The organism is Streptomyces flavofungini, assembly GCF_014650815.1.
Taxonomy (GTDB): Bacteria; Actinomycetota; Actinomycetes; order Streptomycetales; family Streptomycetaceae; genus Streptomyces; species Streptomyces flavofungini.
Map to the genome: position 1 here is coordinate 1 of NZ_BMVR01000033.1, position 19,493 is coordinate 19,493.

The window sequence follows — 19,493 nt, forward strand, 5'->3', positions numbered from 1 at the left end:
CTAATTTTAGAGAAAACCCCCGCACCTTTGGTGCGGGGGTTTTCTGCGTTTAGGGTCGAGCCATGCGATACGACTTGATCATCTTCGACAATGACGGTGTCCTGGTGGACAGCGAGCCGATCTCCAACACGATGCTCGCCGCGTACCTGACGGAGCTCGGGCACCCCACCTCGTACGAAGAATCCCTGCGGGACTACATGGGCGGCGCCATGCACCGCGTACACGACCTGATCCTGGAACGGTCCGGGCGGCGGCTGCCGGATGACTTCGACGAGATCTTTCACGAGCGGGTTTTTGCCGCGTTCAAGCGGGAGCTGGAGCCCATGGCCGGGGCCGTGGAGGTGCTGGAGAAGCTGACCGCTGAAGCGGTGCCCTTCTGTCTCGCGTCCTCCGGCAGCCATGAGCGGATTCGGGTCGGGCACCGGAAGACCGGGCTCGACAAGTGGTTCGACGACGAGCGGATCTTCAGCTCGCAGGACGTGGGACGTGGAAAGCCGGCGCCGGATCTCTTCCTGCACGCGGCAGAGCGGATAGGAGTCGCACCCGACAAGTGCGTCGTGGTCGAGGACAGCCCGCTGGGTGTGCAGGCGGCGCTCGCGGCCGGGATGGACGTCTGCGGCTTCACCGCCATGACCCCGGTCGAGCGGCTCCGCGATGCCACTCAACTCTTCAGTGACCTGCGCGCGTTGCCTGACCTGCTCGTATGACGCCGATAGCCGCTGGGATCTGACATTTGTCATCGGCAGACGTGGACGTTTGCTTCTGCCGACAGGCGGCCCGTGGTGGCGAAGCTGAGTACATCGAAACGACCGGACAAGACGATGTACGAAGCGACTTGGGGGAACGGGCATGAGCCAGCTGGTTGCCGTTACTAGGGAGAGCGTGAGCACCGGCGCGGAGCGGGCGGCTGTTGAAGGCGGCTCCGGTGTGGACGGTGACGGTGGCATGGCCGGGGTCCGGCGCGGTGGGATCGTGCCGCTCGTCGTGGACGGTATCGTCCCCGTGGCCTCGTACTACCTGCTCAGCAAGGGTTTTGGCATGAGCACCATGGCGGCGTTGGCCTGGAGCAGCGTCTTCCCGGCCCTGCGGACCGCGTGGAGCATTGCCAAGGAGAGGCGGGTCAATGGGCTCGCCCTGCTGATCCTGAGCGCCAACGTCGGCGGGTTGCTGCTGAGCCTCATCGCGGGTGATCCGCGGCTGATGCTCGCCAAGGACAGTGGGATCACCGGAGTGATCGGGCTTGCTGTCCTGGTGTCCGTCGTCGTCGGGCAGCCGCTGATGAGTGCCGGCCTCAAGGTGTGGGTGACCAAGGGGAACGCGGCGCGGACAGCCGCGTGGGAGAAGCTGGCTGAGGGGGCCGGTCGGTCCGAGGAGGACCTCGAGTCCGACCAGGGCGCACGGTTCGTGCGGCTGGAGCGCAGGTTTTCGGTCGTGTGGGGGAGTGTGCTGTTCGGTGAGGCCGTGCTGCGGATCGTGGGGGCGTACACCGTGCCGATCGACACCATGGTGTGGCTGAGCTCCGTGCTCGGTGCGAGCGGGATCGTCCTGGCCATCGTGATCAGTGGTGGGCGTGCCGTGGGACCGATGGAGGAGATGGTCGGGCGGGCCATCGAGGCCGCCGAGGTCAGGTCGCGGCTGGGGAAAGTCGTGCGGTGATCTATCTACCCACGGGTAGACCGGGGATCTACGCTTCGCAGCCATGACGGAAACGCTGCGGCGTGGCAGAGCCTCCCTCGCGTTCGGCTTCCTGGTGCAGGGCGTCACGTTCGCGCTGCTGGTGACCCGGATCCCCGCGCTGCAGGACCAGTACGGGATCTCCGACGGGCTGTTGCCCGTGTTCCTGGCGGCCGTGCCGATCCTGGCGGGGGTCGGGAGCGTGTGCACCGAGCGGCTGGTGCGGAGGGTGCCGCCCAGCCGGGTGCTGCGGTGGTCGCAGCCGGTGGTGCTGCTTTCCCTGCTCGGGGCGGGTGCGGGGGACTCGCTGTGGCAAGTCGCTGTCGCGCTCGGGGGGTTCGGGCTTGCCGTCGGGGCGCTGGACGCGTCGATGAACATGCTGGGGGTGAGCCTGCAGCGGGCGTACGGGCGCAGCATCATGCTTGGGTTCCATGCGGCGTACAGCCTGGGCGGCATCGTGGGGGCCTCGCTGGCATGGGTGGGGGCGCACTGGGATCTGTCGTTGCTGGTGACGTATCTGCCGGTGGTCGTGGTGCTGTTGCCGGCGGCGTTGGTGGGGAGTCGGTGGTACGTCGATGCGGGGGATGGTGAGGAGAGCGGTGGTGCGGGCGGCGTCGGTGTGGAGGCCGGTGCTGGTACGGAGGTCGGTGCTGGTGGGGCTGTCGGGCTCAAGGTGTTGTGGCCGCTGTGTCTGGTGATGACGTGTGCGTACATCGGGGACTCGACCGTCTCCAACTGGAGCGCGAAGTATCTGCAGGACGTGCTGGGGAGTTCGGAGCAGCTGGCGACGGTCCCCTACAACGTCTACATGGTGATGAACCTGGTGGGGCGGGGCGTCGGGGACCTGGGGGTGCGGCGGTTCGGGGCGGTCTCCGTGGTGCGGTGGGGGGCTGTCGTCGGGGCGGTGGGGTTCGGTGTGGTGGCTGTGGCGCCGGGGGCCTGGACGGGGATTCTGGGCTTCACGTTGCTGGGGATCGGGTTGTGCGTGATCGTGCCGCAGACGTTCGCGGCGGCGGGGCGGCTCTTCCCGGGGGCCTCGGACGTGGCGGTGGCGCGGCTGAACGTCTTCAACTACGTGGGTTTCCTGATCGGTTCGCCGTTGGTGGGCGGGATCGGGGACGCGTGGAACTACCGCGGGGCGATGCTCGTTCCCCTGGTGTTGGTGCTTGTGATCTTCTGGTTGGCCCGGTCGTTCGCTCCCGAACCGGACCGATACGGTGACGGACATGAGCGGCCGCGCGCAACTGATGTGGGACGAGGCAGTAACGGGCTATGACTTCGGTCCAGAGCACCCCATGGACCCGGTCCGGCTCGCGCTGACGAGAAGCCTGATCAACGCCTTCGGTCTCGACCGCGAGCTGGATGTGGTCGCGGCGAAGCGTGCCGGGGAGTCGACGCTGGGGCTCGTGCACCGCGAGGACTACGTCGACGCGGTGAAGGCGGCCTCCGCGGATCCCGCTTCGGCGCGCGGGGCGTATGGGCTGGGGACCGAGGACGACCCTGCTTTCGCCGGCATGCACGAGGTGTCGGCGTTGATCGCCGGGCAGTCGGTCGGTGCTGCTGAGGCGGTGTGGCAGGGGGATGCGCTGCACGCGGTGAACTTCGCCGGTGGGTTGCACCACGCCATGCCGGGGAGTGCTGCTGGGTTCTGTGTGTACAACGACGCCTCGTTGGCCATCGCGCGGCTGTTGGAGTTGGGGGCCGAGCGTGTCGCCTATGTGGATGTGGACGTGCACCACGGGGACGGGGTGCAGGCCGCCTTCTGGGACGATCCGCGGGTTCTGACGATCTCGTTGCACGAGCATCCTCGTACGTTGTTCCCGGGGACCGGGTGGCCCGAGGAGACGGGGGCGGAGTCGGCGGCGGGGAGCGCGGTGAACGTGGCGTTGCCCGCGGGGACGGGGGACGCGGGGTGGGTGCGGGCGTTCCACGCTGTGGTGCCGGAGCTGTTGGCGGATTTTCGGCCGCAGGTGCTGGTCACTCAGCATGGGGCGGATACGCACTTCGAGGATCCGTTGGCGCACTTGGCTGTGTCGTTGGATGCGCAGCGGGCCGTGCAGGTCGCTTGTCATGCGTTGGCGCATGAGTATGCGGGCGGGCGGTGGGTGGCCCTTGGCGGGGGTGGTTACGCCGTGGTGGATGTGGTGCCGAGGTCCTGGACGCACTTGGTCGCTGTGGCGGCCGGGCGGGAGATCGAGCCTTCGGCTGAGGTGCCTGAGGGGTGGCGGCGGGAGGTTTTCGCTCGTACGCGGACGCTTGCGCCTGGGCGGATGACGGATGGGCGCTGGCCTGTTCGGTGGCGGGGGTGGGATGAGGGGTACGATCCCGCGGACCGGGTGGATCAGGCTGTTTTGGCTGCTCGGAGGGCTGTTTTTCCGTTGCGGGGGTTGTTGGCCTAGAGGGTTCCCCATAAGCGCCGGACGGGCTGATATCGCCCCGGTCGGATGCGCGGGTGGGACCCGCCTCCGTCGATCGGCCTTCCGCCGAGTCCTTCAGCGCAGGACGGGCCGGCACGGTGCCGGATAGGCCTGAAGGTGCGGGTGGGCGGGCTGTGTTCGGGGCCGTTTGCGTGGGGGAAGTGGGTGGGGTTAGCCCGACTGTGGGGTGTTTTCTGGGTTTTCGGGGTTGCGTGGGGATATGTGCGGCAGCATCGGGGCGTGTTGAGCACCGGAGCGTTGCGCGCGCATCTGCTGGCGGCCCGGCTCGCTGGGCCTGTGGCCACGTCGCGGGAGGAGAGCCTGCGGAGCTATCGGCTCTTCGCGGCGCGGGATCCGCGGATACTTCTCGGGCTCGACCCCGAATGGAGCTGGGGCGCGGGAGACTTGCTGCGGCTGATGGCGGACAAGTGCGGGGTGTCGGACGACCCTCGGCACACCACGGGGTCCGATGTCATCGACCCGGAGCGGACGTTGGCGGCGCTGGACGCGTTCGCCGAGCGGCTGCGGGAGGCGGCCGCGCGCCGGGTTCCCGTGCTGCTCGGGACTGGACATCCGCATCGGCTCCTTGGCTTCTACGCCGCGTTGGCCGAGGCGTTGTCGGCGGCGGGATGTCCGATCCTCACCCCCGCGCAGGGTTGCTGTGTCGACATAACGACCCGGTTCGGTCTACGCACGTACAACCTTGACTACGTACAAGGCGTCGCGCTGGTGCGCGAACCCGGCGCGCGTCCCACCGGGAGTGAGACCGGCGCACACAGCCATTCGCCACTCCCGGTTCGACAGGCCCTGGCCGCCCAGGCCGAGTCCGGCGGCCCCCTGCCCGAGCTGGTCATCGGGGACCACGGATGGGTCTGCGGGGCAGGTCAGCTGGGGTTTGAGGCGATCGGTCTGGCGGATACGGACGATCCGGCGCTGTTCGTCGGAGAGGCGGAGGGGCGGGTGTCCGTCGTCGTTCCGCTTGATGACGCTGTGCGGTCTGATTACTACCGACCGCTTACTCGCTATGTACTCAATCGAGCGTGTCTGTCACAGTAAACGGCCGATGGCAGCTCCTCTTCCCCACTCGCATCACCCGCCCCTACTCTGGGGAGTGAGCGCACAGCGACGAAGAGTCACCGGAAGGGGAAGCCGGTGCGCGTCATGTGCGGAAGGTTCAGGTGTGTCATGGCTGCTGACCAGAGGCCTCTCAGTGAGGTTGCGTTTCTGACCGTGGCGGAGGTCGCCTCGGTGATGCGAGTCTCGAAGATGACCGTGTACCGGCTGGTGCACAGTGGTCATCTGCCCGCAATTCGGGTCGGAAGGTCCTTCCGGGTCCCGGAGAACGCGGTTCACGAGTACCTTCGCGACTCTTATGTGGGGGTGGAGACAGCCTGATCGATGTCCCTCGATTACAGGCTCGGCGCCAGGGCGGGTAGGCTAGGCCGACGTAGGTCGTGTGGGCCCAGACGCCCCGCACCGATGTCCCTGCGATGTGGGGATATTCCGAGTAGTGAGCGAGGGTAGTCGTGGGCTCTGTTATCAAGAAGCGGCGCAAGCGGATGGCGAAGAAGAAGCACCGCAAGCTGCTGAAGCGCACGCGCGTTCAGCGTCGCAACAAGAAGTAAGCGACCGCTGGCGTCAGCGAACGCAAGCGAACGTACTGAAGCCCTCCCATCGGAAGATGGGAGGGCTTCAGTACGTTCCGGGCCGGTGCGCCGGGTGGCGCGTCGGCCCGTTCGGGGGCCGGTGCGTGGGGTGCTGCGCAGGTCCGCACGTTCAGGGCGGGTCGGTCTTGTCGTTCATAGGGGATTCAATAGTTCAAAGTCGGGCGAACGGCTTGATCTTTGCGGCGGAGTGTGTCCGTCGTCACTTCGCACGTCCCGCGGTCATCACAGCGCAACATCCACCCGCTAGCGTGGGCCCACGGACGTAATGCTCGGACGTGCCGCGGGGCGGGAGCGTGCTGACCCCTCGCGGTCTGGGGAAAGGCGGCGCTGATCTTGGGCAAGGTCGTGCTCGTGACCGGGGTGGCCCGGCAACTGGGCGGCAGGTTCGTCCGGCGTGTCCAGCGCGATCCGGAGGTCGACCGGGTGGTCGCCGTCGACGCCGTCCCGCCCGAGCATCATCTCGGCGGCGCGGACTTCGTCCAGGCCGACATCCGGCAGCCCACCATCACCAAGGTCCTCGCCGAGCACCGCGTCGACACGGTCGTCCACATGGACGTGACCGGCACCGCGCTGGCGGGCGGCAGCCGCGGCTCGGTCAAGGAGACCAACGTCATCGGCACGATGCAGCTCCTCGGCGCCTGCCAGAAGTCGCCGACGGTGAAGCGCCTCGTGGTGAAGTCGAGCACCAATGTGTACGGTTCGGCGCCCCGTGACCCGGCCGTCTTCACGGAGACCACGCCGCCGAAGTCGCTGCCCAGCGGTGGTTTCGCCAAGGACACCGTCGAGGTCGAGGGGTATGTGCGCGGATTCGCGCGACGGCGGCCGGATGTCGCGGTGTGTGTGCTGAGGTTCGCCAACATCCTCGGGCCGGCCGCGGATTCGCCGCTCGCCGAGTATTTCTCGCTGCCGGTCCTGCCGACGGTTTTCGGCTATGACCCGCGGCTGCAGTTCGTGCACGAGGACGACGCCGTCGAGGTGCTGCGCCTCGCCTCGCACGACCCGGAGCGGGGCACGCTGAACAGCGGCACGTTCAACATCGCCGGGGAGGGGCTGCTGCTGCTTTCGCAGTGCGCCCGCCGCCTCGGGCGGCCGACGCTGCCGGTGTTGCTCCCGGCGGTGACGTGGGTGGGCACGGCCCTGCGTACGCTCGGAGCCACGGACTTCTCGCCGGAGCAGATCCGGCTGCTCACCCACGGCCGGGTGGTGGCCACCCGGCAGATGCGCGAGACACTGGGGTTCAGGCCCAAGTACACGACCGCGGAGGCCTTCGCGGACTTCGTACGCAGCCGGGGCCCCGGCCTGCTGCCGCCGACGGCGCTCGCCGGGGCCGTCGACCGGATCGCGGCGCTGCCGTTCGCGGGGGGCGCCGCGAAGTCCGGTGCCGGGGGCGACGCCGGACGCGGAGCCGACAACAGTGCCCACCACAGCGCCAACTGAGGAGATCGTCAACGATGGCGGACGCCAAGGTCATTCCGTTCGACGACGACCGGTCGCGCGGGAGCGGCCAGCGGCCGGGGCGCCGCAGGTCCGGGCCGCGCCGTCCGGGCGACGGGGCGAAGGTGCGCGAGGTCAAGGCCGTGCCCGGCCGGTTGAACGCGGATGTGCCGGAGGGGGCGGCTCCGGGGGCGGAGCCGCTGGACGCGGGGGCTGCCGGGGCCGTCGGGTCGGGCGACGCGGATGCGCGGCGCGCCGGGGCCCGGGGTGCGGGGCAGGGTGCGGCGGCGGAGTCGGCTTCCGTGCCGGAGCCGCGTGGCGGGGGCGGCGGGGGCTGGGACCGGCGGATCGCCGGTGGCCTCTCGTTTCTGCGGCGGCGGTTGACGGGTGAGTATCACGTCGATGACTTCGGGTACGACGAGGAGCTCACCGATCAGGTCCTGATGTCGCTGCTGCGGCCGCTGTACGAGAAGTACTTCCGCGTCGAGGTGAAGGGCATCGAGAACATCCCGGCCGATGGTGGGGCGCTGATTGTCGCCAATCACTCCGGGACGTTGCCGTTGGACGGCCTCATGATGCAGGTCGGTGTGCACGACAACCATCCGCACGGGCGGCACTTGCGGCTGCTCGCCGCCGATCTGGTGTTCATGCTGCCCGTCGTCAACGAGCTGGCGCGCAAGGCCGGGCACACGTTGGCCTGCGCGGAGGACGCGGAGGCGCTGCTGGAGCGGGGTGAGCTGGTCGGGGTGATGCCCGAGGGGTTCAAGGGGATAGGGAAGCCCTTCGGCGACCGGTACAAGCTGCAGCGGTTCGGGCGGGGTGGGTTCGTCTCCACGGCGTTGCGGACGGGGTCGCCGATCGTGCCCTGTTCCATCGTGGGGGCCGAGGAGATCTATCCGATGATCGGTAATGCCAAGACGCTGGCCCGGGTGTTGGGGATTCCGTACTTTCCGTTGACTCCCACGTTTCCTTGGCTGGGGCCTTTGGGGGCGGTGCCGTTGCCCACGAAGTGGACCATTCAGTTCGGGGAAGCCATTCCCACGGATGGGTATCCGCCTGAGGCCGCTGAGGATCCGATGTTGATGTTCAATCTGACGGATCAGGTTCGGGAGCAGATTCAGCACACGTTGTACAAGTTGCTGGTTCAGCGGCGGTCTGTCTTCTTCTGAGATGCGAAGCCCTGCGGGGCTTTCCCCAGTCCCGCCCCTTCCCGAAACCGGGGCGCTGCGCCCCCGGGCCCCAGCCGCGTCGACGTCCCGTGCGGGTGGGACAGCTTCCGTCGATCGCGCTTCGCGCTCGCCCTCAAACGCCGGACGGGCTGAAGAGCTGAAGAGGTGCGGCTGGGGAAACGAAGCCGCCCGCCGGGCTGGGGAGAGATGCCCGGCGGACGGTGGATCGGGGCGGAACGGGTGCGGGCCGGGGTGGGGTTACTTTTGGTCTTCGCCCTCGATGCCCAGTTCTGGGAGCAGGCCGGGGAGCAGGGGCGGGAGGGTTACTTCCGGCTTTCCGGGCTTGGAGTGGTTGGGGGTGGAGCCCTGCTCTTCCTCGTGGGGCTGCGAGGGGGCGGAAGGGGTCTTTTCGGAGGGCGGGTCGAGGAGGCCGTCGGTGACACCGGGGAGGAGGCCTTCGTGGCTTTCCTTGTGGCCGGGGGTGGACGGCTTGGGCTTGCCGGGGGACTGGTCGCGGCCGGAGGTGCCGGAGTCGCGCGGCGAGGGGCCCTCGCGGTGGGTGCCGGAGGAGGAGCCCTGGCGGGGGCCGCTGTCCGGGGTGCCGCCCTTGCCGGGCTTGTTGCTGGGGAAGAGGGAGCGCAGCGGCTCGACTTCCTGCTCCATGGCGTCGAAGACGGAGCTGACCTGCTCGCCGACGTCGCCGAGCTGGACGGGGAGCTTCTCGCGCAGGGCGCTCCAACTGCCGCGGTGGGACTGGGAGAAGGCGGACAGGGCCTGGATGGGGCCGAGCGAGCCGTCGCGTTCGTACGCTTCGAGGAGGAGGCGGTGGCCCTCGGCGGCGTCGTGGCGCATGCCGGAGAGGGCGCGGCGGACCTCGCCGACGGATTCGTGGTCGAGGTGGCCGGAGCGGGAGCGCTCCATCAGGCGACGGGCCTCGTTGAGCCGGGTCGAGGCCTGGTCCAGATAGATCTGGCCGCGGTCGGTGTCGCTGTCGGCCATGCCGAGCTTGAGGTCCTCCATGCCTCGCTTGAGGCCGTAGAGGGAGTCGCCCGGGAGGGCGTCCCCGCTCGCCGCGGCCACGCCGCCGAAGGCTCCGGCCGCCACGCCCACGGTGAGGCCGCCGGCGGCGATGCCTTTGGACAGGCGGGTGCGGGGCTTGAGTTTCCGCAGGGGGCCGGCCCGGTGGGCGCCCTTGGCGCCTTTTCGGGAGCGCTGCTCCGGTACGGAAGGGCCTGTGCCGTCGCCCGCCATGCCCTCCGCGAACATGGCTTCCATGGCGGCCACCAGCTGGGCTCGTTGCACCACTTTGACCTCGGGGTCCAACTGGGGCGCGGGCAGCCGGGCGAGGCCGTCGGCGAGCGCGAGCATCTGGTCACGCTCGGCTGCGCCGGGGGGCGCGGTGTCGGCTCGGGCGGCCACCGAGGTCGCGGCGGAATCTTCGGGCTGCTCGGCCGCCGGGTCCTGGTCGGAATGCTCCTCCAGGGCCTGGGCGAAGGCGTTCGCCCGCCGGTGTGCCGATACGTTCGCGATCACTGGCGGCACCTCCTCTCGTCATGACGGTCGACTCCCCAGGGGGTCCTGGGGGTTGCACGCCCTGAACACTTCCACACGTTCGAGTGAGCGTATGGAGCCTCCCTTCGCTCCTGGGGAGCTCGGGGAAGTTCAGGTCGCAACCACAGGGAGCCTGCATCCCGCACAACGAGCGTCGCGGCACTTGGGTTACGGACGAAAGATGATCGGACCGCGAAGGGCTCGCCGAAGTCCGTGACGGCCAGCAGGCCGTCACGGATGGTGAGTTGGGCGTCGCGCAGGGTCGCGGGACGCCGTGCGGGCGGCGCTAGCGGGCGTCGTCCGGGAGGAGTCGGGCGAGGGTGCGGACCGCCCGGTACTGGAGGGTCTTGATCGCGCCTTCGTTCTTGCCCATGACGCGGGCGGTCTCGGCCACGGAGAGGCCTTGCAGGAAGCGCAGCGTCACGCACTCCTGCTGTTGGGGGTTGAGGCGGCGCACCGCGTCCAGGAGCGCGGCGTTCGACAGGGACTCCAGGACGGAGTCCTCGGGGCTGCGCTCGACCTCGTTGGCGTCGAGCATCTCGCCGGTGGTGACCTCGAGGCGGAAGCGGCTCGACTTGAAGTGGTCGGCCACCAGGTTGCGGGCGATCGTGACGAGCCAGGCGCCGAAGTCGCGGCCCTGCCAGGTGAACGTGCCGATCCGGCGCAGGGCGCGGAGGAACGTCTCGCTGGTGAGGTCCTCGGCGGTCGCCTTGCCGCCGACGCGGTAGTAGATGTAGCGGTAGACGGTGTCGCTGTACTGGTCGTAGAGGCGGCCGAAGGCGTCCGACTCGCCGGCTTGGGCGCGCTCGACGAGTTCCATCATGCGGGCGCTGTCGCTGTCCGCCGCGGGGCGGCGGTGGGTGGTCGTGGCGGCGGCGGAGCGGGTCCGTCTGCTCACAGCCGCACCGCCGTCCGCCAGGGCGTAGCACGGCCCGGCGGGTGCCGGGACGGCGAAGGCGGGGACGGCGTACGCGGTGGGGACGAAGCCGCGCAGGCGGTCGACGACCGTTGCGCGCAGCGTAGCCAGGCCCGAGGCGTCAACCCCGACGTGTGGGTACACGGGACTCCCAGAGGCAGAGCTTCCATCACTTGCAGTACTGGAACGTTCACTCGTCGTAGCGACGTGCACGGTCCGTTATGCGTCTGAGGAGAATAACGCTTCGTACAGGCAGCGCTACACCCAGTTGCTCAAATCATCGATTACGTCGCTTCTGTTACCGATCGGAGGTCGATCAAGCACCAGTTATTGAGCAGTTGTTGATCGGATTAGCGCGCATTCGGGGTGGGCGCGGGGCGTGTTGTGGCCGAGTTGAACGAACGGGACTGGCGGGGGGCGTGACGGGTAAGACAGAACGATTGCCGTCGTTTCCGCGCGCGGCGGGCGGCGGAGGCCTGGATTCCGAGGGCTCCGCGCCTGATGGTCACCGTGAGTGGTCGCGCCCGCGCCCGCGCCCGTGCCCGTGCTCGGGCCGTGGGGGCCGCGGGGTCAGCGGCGGTGGTGGCGCGCCGTCAGTGGCGGCGGCGGTGCAGGGCGATCGCGGCCGCCGTGCCGCCGGCCAGGGCGCCGACGCCCGCCGCGGCCGGGATGCCGACCTTCGTGGCCTTGCGGCCGGTGCGGTAGTCGCGCAGCCGCCATTCGCGGGCGCGGGCGTGCTTGCGCAGCTTGGTGTCGGGGTTGATCGCGTACGGATGGCCGACGAGCGACAGCATCGGGATGTCGTTGTGGGAGTCGCTGTACGCGGCGCAGCGGGCGAGGTCCAGGCCCTCGGCGGCGGCCAGGGCGCGGACGGCCTCGGCCTTCGCGGGGCCGTGCAGCGGCTCGCCGACCAGCTTGCCCGTGTACACCCCGTGCACGGACTCCGCGACGGTGCCGAGGGCGCCGGTCAGGCCCAGACGGCGGGCGATGATCGTGGCCGTCTCCACGGGCGCGGCCGTGACCAGCCAGACCTTCTGTCCCGCGTCGAGGTGGGCCTGGGCCAGGGCGCGGGTGCCGGGCCAGATGCGCTCGGCCATGTACTCGTCGTAGATCTCCTCGCCGATGGACATCAGCTCGGCGACGCGGTGGCCCTTGACGATGGACAGGGCGCTGTCGCGGGCGTCCTGCATGTGTTCGGGGTCCTCGATGCCCGCCATCCTGAACCACGCCTGCTGCCAGGCGAATCGGGCGAGCTCGCGGCGCTGGAAGAACTTCCGCTTGTACAGGCCGCGGCCGAAGTGGAACAGGGCGGCGCCCTGCATCACGGTGTTGTCGAGGTCGAAGAACGCGGCGGCCTTCTCGTCGCCGGCGACGGGGAACTCGGGGGCTTCGGGGGTCTCGGGAGTCCCGGTCTCCTCGGGCGGGACGTCCTCGGCCCGGTCGTCGAACTCCTCCAGCTCTTGCGACGACTTGCGCGCTGCCTCCGCCGAGGCCTCGCCTGCCAGCACGCTGCGCGCGGTGGCGGAGCGCCTGCGGGGATGGAGCCAACCCAGAGCGGCCATGCCGTCGAGCATAGCCACTCTGTTCGGTCCGCCTGTGAATGCAGGGATTCGAACCCGTCAACGATCCGTGTCGCGCTGGTCACACTGGGGCGCGGCACGGACCTGTACCGGGCGGGCGGCGCCGCGTAGGAAGCTGGGGGTATGAGTCCTCTTTTCCGCCGGAGCGGCGGCGCGGCCAAGAAGGCACCCGGCGACCGTCTGGTGACGTTGATCGGCAAGCCCGGATGTCACTTGTGTGAAGACGCGGAGGCCGTGGTCCAGAAGGTCTGCGGGGAGCTCGGCGTGGCGTGGGAGACGAAGGACATCACGCGGGACGAGGCGCTGCACAAGGAGTACTGGGAGCAGATCCCGGTGGTCCTCGTGGACGGGGAGCAGCACACGTTCTGGCGGGTGGACGAGGGGCGGCTGCGGCGGGAGTTGCAGGGGTAGTACGGGGGTATCACGGGGTCGGAGGCGCCGATGGCTGGTTCTGGCGTCCGGAGGTGTCCGGAAAGTCGTTTAGCATCGGGGGTCGGTTTTGAGGTCTCGGGGGCGAGGATCGTGAGGAGTGTGTGCGGTTTTGCCCCCGTCGGTTGAGTGTCGTCGCTGGCCGTGCGCCGGTTCCCGGAAAGTGCGCCGGGGGCGCGTGACGCCGGTCACGTTGGGCGGGCAAATCGGACACCATCTTTGTGCACGCGTTCACAAAGACATAGCCTGCTGTCGACGGGGCGGTCTTGGGACACGGCAACGGGTGCCAGCCCGCCTACAGCCCCGCTCTACCCGCAGGAGCACCGTGGCAACTGGCCGAACTCACCGACCGGCGACCCGCAGCCGAGGGATTCCCGAGGCCACCGTCGCCAGGCTTCCGCTGTACCTGAGGGCTCTGACCGCGCTGTCGGAGCGCTCCGTGCCCACGGTCTCCTCCGAGGAACTGGCGGCCGCCGCGGGGGTCAACTCCGCGAAGCTGCGCAAGGACTTCTCCTACCTGGGGTCCTACGGGACGCGGGGCGTCGGCTACGACGTCGAGTACCTCGTCTACCAGATCTCCCGTGAGCTGGGCCTGACCCAGGACTGGCCGGTTGTCATCGTCGGTATCGGTAACCTCGGCGCCGCGCTGGCCAATTACGGCGGGTTCGCCTCGCGCGGCTTCCGCGTGGCCGCCCTCATAGACGCCGATCCGGCGATGGCGGGCAAGCCCGTCGCAGGGATGCCGGTGCAGCACACCGACGACCTCGAGAAGATCATCAGCGACAACGGCGTCTCGATCGGCGTCATCGCGACCCCGGCGGGCGCCGCCCAGCAGGTCTGCGACCGGCTCGTGGCCGCGGGGGTCACGTCCATCCTGAACTTCGCGCCGACCGTCCTGACCGTCCCCGACGGCGTCGACGTGCGCAAGGTCGACCTCTCCATCGAGCTGCAGATCCTCGCCTTCCACGAGCAGCGCAAGGCCGGCGAGGAGTCCGCCGCGGACGACGGCGACGGCGCGGCCGAGCCCGCCGTCACCAAGGCGCAGCACCGCAAGGGACCCGACGGGGACGTCCCCGCCGTGATGCCGGCATGAGTCTCCTCGTCGTGGGCCTCAGTCACCGCAGCGCTCCCGTGAGCGTGCTCGAGCGGGCCGCGCTCACCGTCGACGCGCAGGCCAGGCTGGGGCACGACACGGTGGCCGCCGAGCCCGCGGCCGAGGCCGCCGTGCTCGCCACCTGCAACCGCATCGAGCTGTACGCGGACGTGGACAAGTTCCACGCGGGCGTCGCCGAGCTGTCGACGCTGCTCGCGCTGCACAGCGGCGTGAGCTTGGAGGAGCTCACTCCTTATCTCTACGTGCACTACGAGGACCGGGCCGTCCACCACCTGTTCTCGGTGGCGTGCGGGCTCGACTCCATGGTCGTCGGCGAGGGGCAGATCCTCGGCCAGATCAAGGACTCGCTGGCGCGGGCGCAGGAGCTGCACACCGCGGGCCGCCTCCTCAACGACCTCTTCCAGCAGGCCCTGCGCGTGGGCAAGCGGGCGCACTCGGAGACCGGCATCGACCGGGCCGGGCAGTCGCTCGTCACCTTCGGCCTGGAGCAGCTGGCCGGGCGCGAGCCCGTGCACGCCTGGGCCAAGGGCAAGCGGGCCCTGGTGATCGGTGCGGGCTCGATGTCCTCGCTGGCCGCGGCGACGCTCGCGCGCTCCGGCGTGGACGAGGTCGTCGTCGCCAACCGCACCCTGGCCCGGGCCGAGCGCCTGGCCGCGATCCTCACCGAGGGCGGCACGGGAGTGCTCGCGCGGGCCGTGCCGATGGCCGAGGTGGCCGGGGAGCTGACACGTGCCGACGTGGCCGTGTCCTGCACCGGTGCGACGGGGCTCGTCCTGACGGCCGCGGACGTCGAGGCGGCGCTCGCCGGGCGTACCGGTGCGTCGGTGACCGGCCACGACGCCGAGGGCTGCGCCGACGACGACTGCGTGATCGCGCCGTCCGGCGGGACCCCCGAAGCCGTCGGCACCCTCGACACCCCCGGCACCGTCGAGGCCCTCGCGCCGGACGCGGGCGGCTGCCCCGTCGGCCGGGTCGGCGACGAGACCGCGTACGAGCAGCACGCCGCGCTCGTCGAGAACAGCCCCGCCGTCGGTGGTGGCCCCGTGCGGGCGGGCCGGGTGGCCGCCGCGGTGGCGCCCGTGGCCCGCAGCGCCGCGCTGTACCTGCTCGACCTCGCCATGCCCCGCGACATCGACGCCGCCGCGCACCGCCTCACCGGCGTGCGCCTGGTCGACATCGAGTCCCTCGCGGACGCCTCCGCCGACGCGCCGATGGCCGCCGACGTGGACGCCGTGCGCACCATCGTGTCCGACGAGGTCGCCGCGTTCGGTGCCGCGCAGCGGGCCGCGCACATCACGCCGACCGTCGTCGCGCTGCGCACCATGGCCGCCGACGTCGTCAGCGGCGAGATCGCGCGGCTCGACGGACGCCTGCCCGGCCTCGGCGACAAGGAGCGCGCGGAGATCACGCAGACCGTGCGCCGCGTCGTCGACAAGCTGCTGCACGCGCCGACGGTGCGGGTGAAGCAGCTCGCCAGCGAGCCCGGCGGCGCCGGGTACGCCGACGCCCTGCGCACCCTCTTCGACCTCGACCCCGAGACGGTGGCGGCCGTCTCCCGGGCCGACCTGCTGAGCAACGCGGGCGGCCAGCTCAACCAGCTCCACGAGAACGACGAACCCAAGCGAGGCCGCGCATGACCGAGAAGGCACTCAGACTCGGGACCAGGCGCAGCAAGCTGGCCATGGCCCAGTCCGGGCAGGTGGCGAGGAAGGTCACCGAGCTGACGGGGCGGCCCGTCGAGCTCGTCGAGATCACCACGTTCGGCGACACCTCCCGCGAGCACCTCGCCCAGATCGGCGGCACCGGTGTGTTCGTCACCGCGCTGCGCGACGCGCTGCTCGCCGGTGAGGTCGACTTCGCCGTGCACTCCCTGAAGGACCTGCCGACCGCGCAGCCCGACGAGCTGACGCTCGCGGCCGTGCCGGAGCGGGAGGACCCCCGGGACGTACTGATCGCGCGCGACGGCCTGACCTTCGCGGAGCTGCGGGACGGGGCCCGTGTCGGCACCGGTTCGCCGCGCCGCATGGCGCAGCTCAACGCGTACGCCCGCAACCACGGCACGTCCATAGAGACCGTGCCGATCCGCGGCAACATCGACACCCGCCTCGGCTTCGTGCGCGACGGCGTGCTCGACGCCGTGGTGCTCGCCGCCGCGGGGCTCAGCCGCGTCGGCCGGATCGACGAGGTGACCGACTTCCTGTCGGTCGACACCGTTCTGCCCGCCCCCGGCCAGGGGGCACTGGCGATCGAGTGCGCCGCGACCCACGCGTCACTCGCCGCCGCGCTCGCCGAGCTCGACGACCCGTACACCCGGGCCGCCGTGACCGCCGAGCGATCCCTGCTCGCCGCCCTGGAAGCCGGTTGCAGCGCGCCTGTTGGCGCGTTGGCCGACTTGCTGGCCGACGGGCAGGTTGTCAAGGAGATGCGCCTGCGCGGCGTCGTCGGTGCCACCGACGGCTCGACGCTGGTGCAGCTGTCCACCACCGGTCCCGTGCCCGGGACGGAAGACCAGGCGAAGGCACTCGGGCGGGAACTCGCCGCCGAGATGCTCGCCAAGGGCGCGGCCGGTCTGATGGGGGAGCGAGCACTTTGAGCCCCACCTCGAACCTTCCCGGCCTTCCCGCACACGGGCACGTCACCTTTCTCGGTGCCGGACCCGGAGATCCGGGACTGCTGACTCTGCGCGCCGTCGAGGCGCTGGCCCGAGCGGATGTGCTGATCGCCGAGCCGGATGTTCTCGATGTCGTACGTGTGCATGCCCGAGGGGGTGTGGACACACCTCTGCCGCAGGCCGCTGACGGCACGTCAGCGAGCGGCGACGGGCCTTCGGCCTCAGCCGCGGCCAATCTTGTCATGGAGGGCGCGCGCGGCGGCAGGCGGGTCGTGCGCGCGGTGAGCGGCGATCCGGGCCTCGACGCCTACGCGGCCGGGGAGATGCTGGCCTGCGCCGCCGAGGGCATCCCCTTCGAGGTGGTGCCGGGCATCGCGGCCGCGGTCGGTGTGCCCGCGTACGCGGGGGTGCCGCTGCGGGACGCGCAGGGCACCGACGTCCGGTTCGTCGACGCCCGCACCGCCTCCGAGCGGTGCTGGGGCGAGGTCGGCGCGTCCGACGGGACGGTCGTGGTGTCGACCTCCCTGGACTCCGTCGCGGCCGCCGCCGGTGAGCTGGTGTCCGCCGGGCGCAAGCCCGACACCCCGATGACGGTCACCGTCGCGGGGACGACGACGCGCCAGCGCACCTGGACCGCGACGCTCGGCACCATCGCGCAGGTCCTCAAGCAGGCCAAGGTGCTGCCTTCGCCCGATGGCGGGCAGGCCGTCATAGCCGTGGTCGGTGAGCGCTCCGCCGCCGCCCAGCGCGACCAGCTGTCGTGGTTCGAGTCGAAGCCGCTCTTCGGGTGGCGGGTCCTCGTGCCGCGCACGAAGGAACAGGCGGCCTCGCTCTCCGACCAGCTCCGGTCCTACGGCGCGGTGCCGCACGAGGTGCCGACGATCGCCGTCGAGCCGCCGCGCACGCCGCAGCAGATGGAGCGGGCCGTCAAGGGCCTGGTCACCGGGCGCTACGAGTGGATCGCCTTCACGTCGGTCAACGCCGTCAAGGCCGTGCGGGAGAAGTTCGAGGAGTACGGGCTCGACGCCCGTGCCTTCGCCGGGATCAAGGTCGCCGCGGTCGGCGAGCAGACCGCGGCCGCGCTGGTCGCCTTCGGCGTGAAGCCGGATCTCGTGCCCAGCGGGGAGCAGTCCGCCGCCGGGCTGTTGGAGGACTGGCCTCCGTACGACCCCGTCTTCGATCCGATCGACCGGGTCTTCCTGCCGCGCGCCGACATCGCCACCGAGACGCTCGTCGCCGGGCTCATCGACCTCGGGTGGGAGGTCGACGACGTCACCGCCTACCGGACCGTGCGGGCTTCGCCGCCGCCGGCCGAGACGCGTGAGGCCATCAAGGGCGGTGGGTTCGACGCCGTGCTGTTCACCTCGTCGTCGACCGTGCGGAACCTCGTCGGGATCGCGGGCAAGCCGCACAACGTCACCGTGATCGCCTGTATCGGGCCCGCCACCGCCAAGACCGCGGAGGAGCACGGGCTTCGGGTGGACGTGATGGCGCCGGAGCCTTCGGTGCACAAGCTGGCCGAGGCGTTGGCTCAGTTCGGGGCCCAGCGGCGGGCTGTCGCGGTGGAGGCCGGGGACGCTGTGACGCGGCCGAGCGAGCGGCGGCCGGGTGCGCGGCGGCGGCGGGCCGCGGCGCCGTAGGGTGCCCTCGCGGGGGCGCCCCGGTCCCGCCCCTTCCCGAAACCGGGGGCTGCCCGCCCCCGGACCCCCGCTTGTCGGCGCTTCGCGCCTCGTCCTCGAACGCCGGACGGGCTGAATACTTGCCGGGGCGGGCCAGAGAGTGCCGGGCTGTCGCTCGGCAGGCAGGAACTTCGGGTGGGTGGGAGAGAGAGCCCGTCCGGCGTTGAGGACGAGCGCGCAGCGCGATTCACGGTGAGGTGGATTTCAGGCAATGAGTACGTACGGTTCGTTTCCCGGTTCGCGGCCCCGGCGGTTGCGTACCACCCCCGTCATGCGGCGCATGGTCGCCGAGACGCGGCTGCACCCCGCTGATCTCGTGTTGCCCGCGTTCGTGCGGGAGGGGATCTCGGAGCCCGTGGCGGTCGGGGCGATGCCGGGGGTGTACCAGCACACGCGGGACACGCTGAAGAAGGCCGCCGTGGAGGCGGTCGAGGCGGGGGTCTCCGGGATCATGCTCTACGGGGTGCCGGAGGAGGCCAAGAAGGACGGGCTCGGTACCGCCGGGACCGATCCGGACGGGATTCTGCAGGTCGCGCTGCGCGATGTGCGGGCGGAGGTCGGGGACGACCTGATCGTCATGTCCGACCTGTGCCTGGACGAGTTCACGGACCACGGGCACTGCGGGGTGCTGGACGACAAGGGGCGGGTCGACAACGACGCGACCCTGGAGCGGTACGCGGAGATGGCGCAGGTCCAGGCCGACGCCGGGGCGCACGTGCTCGGGCCGAGCGGGATGATGGACGGCCAGATCGGCGTCGTCCGTGACGCGCTGGACCAGACCGGGCACGAGGACGTGGCGATGCTCGCGTACACGGCGAAGTACTCGTCGGCGTTCTACGGGCCGTTCCGCGAGGCCGTCGGCTCGTCGCTGCGGGGTGACCGCAAGACGTACCAGCAGGACCCGGCCAACAGCCGTGAGTCCCTGCGGGAGCTGGCGCTCGACCTCGAAGAGGGCGCCGACATGGTGATGGTGAAGCCCGCCGGGCCCTACCTCGACATCCTGGCCAAGGTCGCCGCCGCGGTCGACGTGCCCGTGGCCGCCTACCAGATCAGTGGCGAGTACGCGATGATCGAGGCCGCCGCCGAGCGCGGCTGGATCGACCGGGACCGGGCGATCATGGAGTCGCTGACCGGGATCAAGCGGGCGGGCGCGCAGATGATTCTCACGTACTGGGCCACCGAGGTGGCGCGGAAGCTCTAGGTGTATTGATCACGAGCGTTGTTAACGCTGGCGGGGCTTGATCATGGCGAA

General features: G+C 70.4%; 18 protein-coding genes. 15 read left to right on the forward strand and 3 right to left on the reverse strand.

All coding sequences use genetic code 11. The annotated features are described in order from the left end of the window. Window positions 1-62 precede the first annotated feature (62 nt). The 9 genes from IE274_RS38515 (at window position 63) to IE274_RS38555 (ending at window position 8,361) form a co-directional block, all read left to right on the forward strand. Window positions 63-707 carry an HAD family hydrolase gene (locus tag IE274_RS38515; RefSeq protein WP_190120610.1) on the forward strand — a complete coding sequence of 215 codons (645 nt, stop codon included), beginning with the start codon at window positions 63-65 and terminating at the stop codon, window positions 705-707. A 142-nt stretch (window positions 708-849) separates the two neighbouring features. Further along, window positions 850-1,656: a VC0807 family protein gene (locus IE274_RS38520; protein ID WP_229910112.1), complete on the forward strand. Its 807-nt coding sequence runs from the start codon at window positions 850-852 to the stop codon at window positions 1,654-1,656. Window positions 1,657-1,699: 43 nt separating this feature from the next. Further along, window positions 1,700-2,950, forward strand: a complete 1,251-nt coding sequence (locus IE274_RS38525) for an MFS transporter (RefSeq protein ID WP_190120611.1) — start codon at window positions 1,700-1,702, stop codon at window positions 2,948-2,950. Next, the gene (locus tag IE274_RS38530) at window positions 2,901-4,073 is read left to right on the forward strand and encodes an acetoin utilization protein AcuC (RefSeq protein WP_190120612.1); all 1,173 of its coding nucleotides are present in this window, start codon (window positions 2,901-2,903) and stop codon (window positions 4,071-4,073) included. Before IE274_RS38525 ends, IE274_RS38530 begins: the two co-directional genes overlap by 50 nt. A 258-nt stretch (window positions 4,074-4,331) precedes the next feature. Beyond that, window positions 4,332-5,147 carry a phosphatase gene (locus tag IE274_RS38535; RefSeq protein WP_190120613.1) on the forward strand — a complete coding sequence of 272 codons (816 nt, stop codon included), beginning with the start codon at window positions 4,332-4,334 and terminating at the stop codon, window positions 5,145-5,147. Between the two features lie 129 nt (window positions 5,148-5,276). Next, window positions 5,277-5,486 carry a helix-turn-helix domain-containing protein gene (locus IE274_RS38540; protein ID WP_176954010.1) on the forward strand — a complete coding sequence of 70 codons (210 nt, stop codon included), beginning with the start codon at window positions 5,277-5,279 and terminating at the stop codon, window positions 5,484-5,486. Between the two features lie 131 nt (window positions 5,487-5,617). Beyond that, the gene (locus IE274_RS38545; protein WP_003948845.1) at window positions 5,618-5,716 is read left to right on the forward strand and encodes a 30S ribosomal protein bS22; all 99 of its coding nucleotides are present in this window, start codon (window positions 5,618-5,620) and stop codon (window positions 5,714-5,716) included. A 375-nt stretch (window positions 5,717-6,091) separates the two neighbouring features. After that, entirely contained in the window at window positions 6,092-7,195 is a 1,104-nt protein-coding gene (locus IE274_RS38550) for an NAD-dependent epimerase/dehydratase family protein (protein ID WP_190120614.1), read from the forward strand. 14 nt (window positions 7,196-7,209) lie between these two features. After that, the gene (locus IE274_RS38555; protein ID WP_190120615.1) at window positions 7,210-8,361 is read left to right on the forward strand and encodes a lysophospholipid acyltransferase family protein; all 1,152 of its coding nucleotides are present in this window, start codon (window positions 7,210-7,212) and stop codon (window positions 8,359-8,361) included. 258 nt (window positions 8,362-8,619) lie between these two features. Here the strand turns inward: IE274_RS38555 and IE274_RS38560 are convergent, their stop codons facing one another. The 3 genes from IE274_RS38560 to IE274_RS38570 all read right to left on the reverse strand — a co-directional run bounded on the left by IE274_RS38560 (window position 8,620) and on the right by IE274_RS38570 (window position 12,390). Next, window positions 8,620-9,894: a DUF5667 domain-containing protein gene (locus tag IE274_RS38560; protein WP_190120616.1), complete on the reverse strand. Its 1,275-nt coding sequence runs from the start codon at window positions 9,892-9,894 to the stop codon at window positions 8,620-8,622. A gap of 304 nt (window positions 9,895-10,198) precedes the next feature. Next, window positions 10,199-10,972, reverse strand: coding sequence for an ECF subfamily RNA polymerase sigma factor, BldN family (locus tag IE274_RS38565; protein WP_030361087.1), 774 nt, complete (start codon window positions 10,970-10,972; stop codon window positions 10,199-10,201). A 449-nt stretch (window positions 10,973-11,421) separates the two neighbouring features. Beyond that, window positions 11,422-12,390, reverse strand: a complete 969-nt coding sequence (locus tag IE274_RS38570) for an HAD family hydrolase (protein ID WP_190120617.1) — start codon at window positions 12,388-12,390, stop codon at window positions 11,422-11,424. Window positions 12,391-12,531: 141 nt separating this feature from the next. On the opposite strand from IE274_RS38570, the gene IE274_RS38575 reads away from it, so the two are divergent. From IE274_RS38575 to hemB, 6 genes are all read left to right on the forward strand, one after another. Beyond that, window positions 12,532-12,819, forward strand: coding sequence for a glutaredoxin family protein (locus tag IE274_RS38575; protein ID WP_190120618.1), 288 nt, complete (start codon window positions 12,532-12,534; stop codon window positions 12,817-12,819). 343 nt (window positions 12,820-13,162) lie between these two features. Continuing rightward, window positions 13,163-13,930, forward strand: a complete 768-nt coding sequence (locus tag IE274_RS38580) for a redox-sensing transcriptional repressor Rex (RefSeq protein WP_190120619.1) — start codon at window positions 13,163-13,165, stop codon at window positions 13,928-13,930. Then, window positions 13,927-15,588, forward strand: coding sequence for a glutamyl-tRNA reductase (locus IE274_RS38585; RefSeq protein ID WP_190120620.1), 1,662 nt, complete (start codon window positions 13,927-13,929; stop codon window positions 15,586-15,588). The genes IE274_RS38580 and IE274_RS38585 overlap by 4 nt, the downstream gene beginning before the upstream one ends. Continuing rightward, entirely contained in the window at window positions 15,585-16,544 is a 960-nt protein-coding gene (gene hemC, locus IE274_RS38590) for a hydroxymethylbilane synthase (protein ID WP_190120621.1), read from the forward strand. The genes IE274_RS38585 and hemC overlap by 4 nt, the downstream gene beginning before the upstream one ends. Next, on the forward strand, window positions 16,541-18,202 hold the full coding sequence (locus tag IE274_RS38595; protein WP_190120622.1) for a bifunctional uroporphyrinogen-III C-methyltransferase/uroporphyrinogen-III synthase: 1,662 nt from the start codon (window positions 16,541-16,543) through the stop codon (window positions 18,200-18,202). The genes hemC and IE274_RS38595 overlap by 4 nt, the downstream gene beginning before the upstream one ends. 250 nt (window positions 18,203-18,452) lie before the next feature. Further along, the gene (gene hemB, locus IE274_RS38600) at window positions 18,453-19,442 is read left to right on the forward strand and encodes a porphobilinogen synthase (RefSeq protein ID WP_190120623.1); all 990 of its coding nucleotides are present in this window, start codon (window positions 18,453-18,455) and stop codon (window positions 19,440-19,442) included. Window positions 19,443-19,493: the final 51 nt, after the last annotated feature.